4 protein-coding genes and 1 pseudogene are annotated in these 3662 nt (G+C 69.1%); 3 read left to right on the top strand and 2 right to left on the bottom strand.

From position 1 onward, the window contains the following. On the bottom strand, positions 1-590 hold a 590-nt coding region (locus ACNPM4_RS12945; protein WP_448985936.1), incomplete at its 3' end, for a Na+/H+ antiporter NhaA. 304 nt (positions 591-894) lie between these two features. Between ACNPM4_RS12945 and arsB the strand changes: the two genes are divergently transcribed. Genes arsB through ACNPM4_RS12930 form a run of 3 tightly spaced genes read left to right on the top strand, consistent with a single transcriptional unit; the run spans position 895 to position 3322 of the window. Next, the gene (gene arsB / locus ACNPM4_RS12940) at positions 895-1902 is read left to right on the top strand and encodes an ACR3 family arsenite efflux transporter (protein ID WP_448985950.1); all 1008 of its coding nucleotides are present in this window, start codon (positions 895-897) and stop codon (positions 1900-1902) included. Further along, positions 1899-2918, top strand: coding sequence for a metalloregulator ArsR/SmtB family transcription factor (locus tag ACNPM4_RS12935; protein ID WP_448985935.1), 1020 nt, complete (start codon positions 1899-1901; stop codon positions 2916-2918). The genes arsB and ACNPM4_RS12935 overlap by 4 nt, the downstream gene beginning before the upstream one ends. Further along, on the top strand, positions 2915-3322 hold the full coding sequence (locus ACNPM4_RS12930; RefSeq protein WP_372468031.1) for an arsenate reductase ArsC: 408 nt from the start codon (positions 2915-2917) through the stop codon (positions 3320-3322). Before ACNPM4_RS12935 ends, ACNPM4_RS12930 begins: the two co-directional genes overlap by 4 nt. Positions 3323-3346: 24 nt before the next feature. Here the strand turns inward: ACNPM4_RS12930 and ACNPM4_RS12925 are convergent. Then, a pseudogene (locus tag ACNPM4_RS12925) lies at positions 3347-3662 on the bottom strand (arsenic resistance protein); the annotation flags it as partial.

The following is a 3662-nucleotide window of genomic DNA, read 5'->3' as shown; positions in this document are numbered from 1 at the left end:
GTCTCCGTGTAGAACAACGCGATGATGCCGATGGCGATGAGGTCGTCGACGACGGCCAGGGTGAGCAGGAAGATCCGCAGCGCGCTCGGGAGGTGCGATCCGATGAGGGCGAGCACGGCCACGGCGAATGCGATGTCGGTCGCGGTCGGGATCGCCCACCCGTGGGATTCCTCGGCAGACCCGGCCACCACAGCCAGGTAGATCACGGCGGGGACGATCACGCCACCGACGGCCGCCACGATCGGGACGACGGCCGTGCTGAACTTGCGCAGGTCCCCCGCGACGAACTCCCGCTTGAGCTCGAGGCCGACGAGGAAGAAGAAGATGGCGAGCAGCCCGTCTGCGGCCCAGGCGCCGAGACTCAGGCGCAGGTGCCAGGGCTCGTATCCGATCTCGAAGTCCCGCAGCGCGAAGTACGACTCCGCCCAGGGCGAGTTCGCCCACAACAGGGCGATCGCCGCGAGCGAGACGAGGAGGATTCCCCCGACGGCCTCCTTGCGGAGGATCGCGCCGATGCGGCGCGACTCAGCGCGCGAGGCGGAGGGGAAGACGGAGCGGACTCTGGCGAGACGCGAGGAAGGCTTGTCCATGAGGGAGCTTTCGGGTCGACGAGCGGGCATTCGTCGACCAGGCTTCCCGACACTCCGCTTCCCAGTTTAGCCGGACCGCTCTCCGCCTCCCCTGGGAGTGGTCGCCGACACCGTTCGCTCCGAAGGTGACGAGCAGGTGAACACTCTCTCGCAGAGTTGTGCCGTATATCGAGATCCGTCAATATAGACACATGTCGAATCAAGGCCCCTCGTGAGCACCGCGACCGCACCCGTCACCACCACGCCGGCCACGCGCCGCCTGTCCACCCTCGACCGGTGGCTGCCGCTGTGGATCGGCCTCGCCATGGTCGGCGGCATCCTCATCGGCCGCTTCATCCCCGGCGTCTCCGACCTGCTCGCCCGCCTCGAGGTCGGTGGAATCTCGATCCCCATCGCCCTCGGCCTACTGGTGATGATGTACCCGGTTCTCGCCAAGGTCCGCTACGACAAGGTCGCCGCCGTCACCGGAGACAAGAAGCTGCTCATCTCCTCTCTGGTGCTCAACTGGCTCGTCGGCCCGGCGCTCATGTTCGTCCTCGCCTGGGCGCTCCTCCCCGACCTGCCCGAGTACCGCACCGGTCTCATCATCGTCGGGCTCGCCCGCTGCATCGCCATGGTCGTCATCTGGAACGACCTCGCCTGCGGCGACCGTGAGGCGGCTGCCGTGCTCGTCGCCATCAACTCGGTGTTCCAGGTCGTCGCGTTCTCACTCCTCGGCTGGTTCTACCTGACCGTCCTCCCCGGCTGGCTCGGACTCGACTCGCAAGGCTTGGACATCTCGATCGGCCAGATCGCGTTGAACGTGCTGATCTTCCTCGGCATCCCCCTCGTCGCCGGCTTCGCCTCCCGATTCCTCGGCGAGCGCGCGAAGGGACGCGACTGGTACGAAGACCGCTTCCTCCCGAAGCTCGGCCCCTGGGCCCTCTACGGCCTGCTGTTCACCATCGTGCTGCTGTTCGCGCTCCAGGGCGAACAGGTCACGAGCCGCCCGTGGGACGTCGCGCGGATCGCACTGCCACTGCTGGCGTACTTCGCGATCATGTGGTTCATCGGACTCTTCACCGGCAAGGCGCTGGGGCTCGGTTACGCCCGCTCGACGACGTTGGCCTTCACCGCCGCCGGCAACAACTTCGAACTCGCCATCGCCGTCGCCATCGGCACGTTCGGCGCGACATCCGGCCAGGCTCTCGCGGGGGTCGTCGGTCCTCTCATCGAAGTACCTGTTCTCGTCGGACTCGTCTACGTCTCGCTCTGGGCAGCCCGCCGCTGGTTCCACACCGATCCATTCACCGCCGAGAGGATGCCGTCATGAACGTCACGCTGACGACCGCAGCTGACACCTGCAGCCCCGTCGCCACCCACGCCATCGGGTTGGAGGCAGCCTCGACGGTGGCAGCAACGCTGAAGGCGCTGTCGGATCCGCTGCGACTGCGGATGCTGTCCGCCATCGCCTCCGACCCGCGCGGCGAGTCGTGCGTCTGCGACCTGGCCGAGCTCGCCGACGTCTCCCAGCCCACGGTCTCCCACCACCTCAAGGTGCTGAAGGACGTCGACGTCCTCACCTCGGAGCGCCGGGGAACCTGGGTCTGGTATCGGATCAACCCGACGCGGCGCAGCGCCGTCACCGCGCTGCTCGATTCGTTCGCACCCGCCTCGGTCGCACCGTGGAGCGCCTCCGCCGACGACGATCAGCGCCGGCCCGACTTCGACGCCCGGGTGACCCGTCTCGCCGAGGAACTCGCGGCAGAGGTTCCCGAGTTGGATCCCGACGTCGTGCTCACGACCGTCCGCGAGTCGTACACCGCACTCGCGCGGAGTGCCCGGGTGACGTCGTCGCTCGTGCCGCTCACCGAGCGCTTCGCCCGCCAGCGCCTCGCCGACCTGACCCGCGACCGCGATGCGTCCGTGCCGCAGGTGCTGTTCGTCTGCGTCGCCAACGCCGGGCGTTCGCAGCTCGCCGCCGCGCTCGTCAACAAGCTCGCCGCAGGCAGGGTCGTCGCACGCTCGGCGGGGTCCGCACCCGGCGACGTCATCCACCCGCACGTCCGCTCGCTGCTCGCCGAGATCGAGGGCGACGCGGCCGCCGAGCGCTTCCCGAAGCCGCTCACCGACGACGCCGTCCGCGCCGCCGACGTCGTCATCACGATGGGCTGCGGCGACGTCTGTCCCGTCATCCCCGGCGTCCGCTACGACGACTGGGCGGTCGGCGACCCCGCCCTCGCCTCACGCGAAGGCGTCGAGGCCATCCGCGACGACATCGCCGGGCGCGTACACGCGCTCGTCGACGACCTTCTCCCCGACCACACCTCTCCGAAGGAGCAGCCATGACCGACACGACCACCAAGCCCTCCGTCCTCTTCGTCTGCGTGCACAACGCCGGACGCTCGCAGATGGCCGCAGGTTTCCTCCGCGACATCGCCGGCGACCGCATCGAAGTCCGCTCCGCCGGCTCGATGCCCGCCGATCAGATCAACCCGACCGCCGTCGCGGCGATGGGCGAGCTCGGCATCGACATCACCGCCGAACAGCCCAAGGTGCTGACCACCGAGGCCGTGCAGGCCTCCGACGTCGTCATCACCATGGGCTGCGGCGACGCGTGCCCGTTCTTCCCCGGCAAGCGCTACGAGGACTGGAAGCTCGACGACCCGGCCGGCCAGGGCATCGACGCGGTCCGGCCGATCCGCGACGAGATCCGCGCGCGCATCGAGCAGCTGGTGAGCGAACTGGTCTGAGGATCCCCCGCGGCACCCCCTGCTTCACCGCCGTTGCCGCCCCGGCACGACTCGGGGCACGAGCCGCACGAAGACCACCATGGCGATCAGCTCGACGAGCGTCTGCGTCACGACGGCGAGCGGTGCGAGCGCGAAACCCGCCGGCAGCGCGAGGGCGAGCGGAAGCACGACCAGCGAGTTGCGGGTGGCACCCGAGAACACGACAGCGCGTGTACGGGCGACGTCGAGGCGCGCTGTTCTGCCGGCGACGACGCCGACCGGGATCATGATCGCGGCGAAGGCGGCGTAGAGGGGAATCGTCGCGAGCAGTGCCGGGAGCTGTCGGCTGACGCCGGCGATC

Source organism: Microbacterium umsixpiens (assembly GCF_053543675.1).
Note: the sequence above shows the minus strand (reverse complement) of the source record. Positions and strands in the feature narration are given on the sequence as shown.

Coding starts and splice junctions, on each gene's coding strand:
- arsB (WP_448985950.1), top strand. CDS start 895: ATGGTCGGCGGCATCCTCATCGGCCGCTTCATCCCCGGCGTCTCCGAC.
- ACNPM4_RS12935 (WP_448985935.1), top strand. CDS start 1,899: ATGAACGTCACGCTGACGACCGCAGCTGACACCTGCAGCCCCGTCGCC.
- ACNPM4_RS12930 (WP_372468031.1), top strand. CDS start 2,915: ATGACCGACACGACCACCAAGCCCTCCGTCCTCTTCGTCTGCGTGCAC.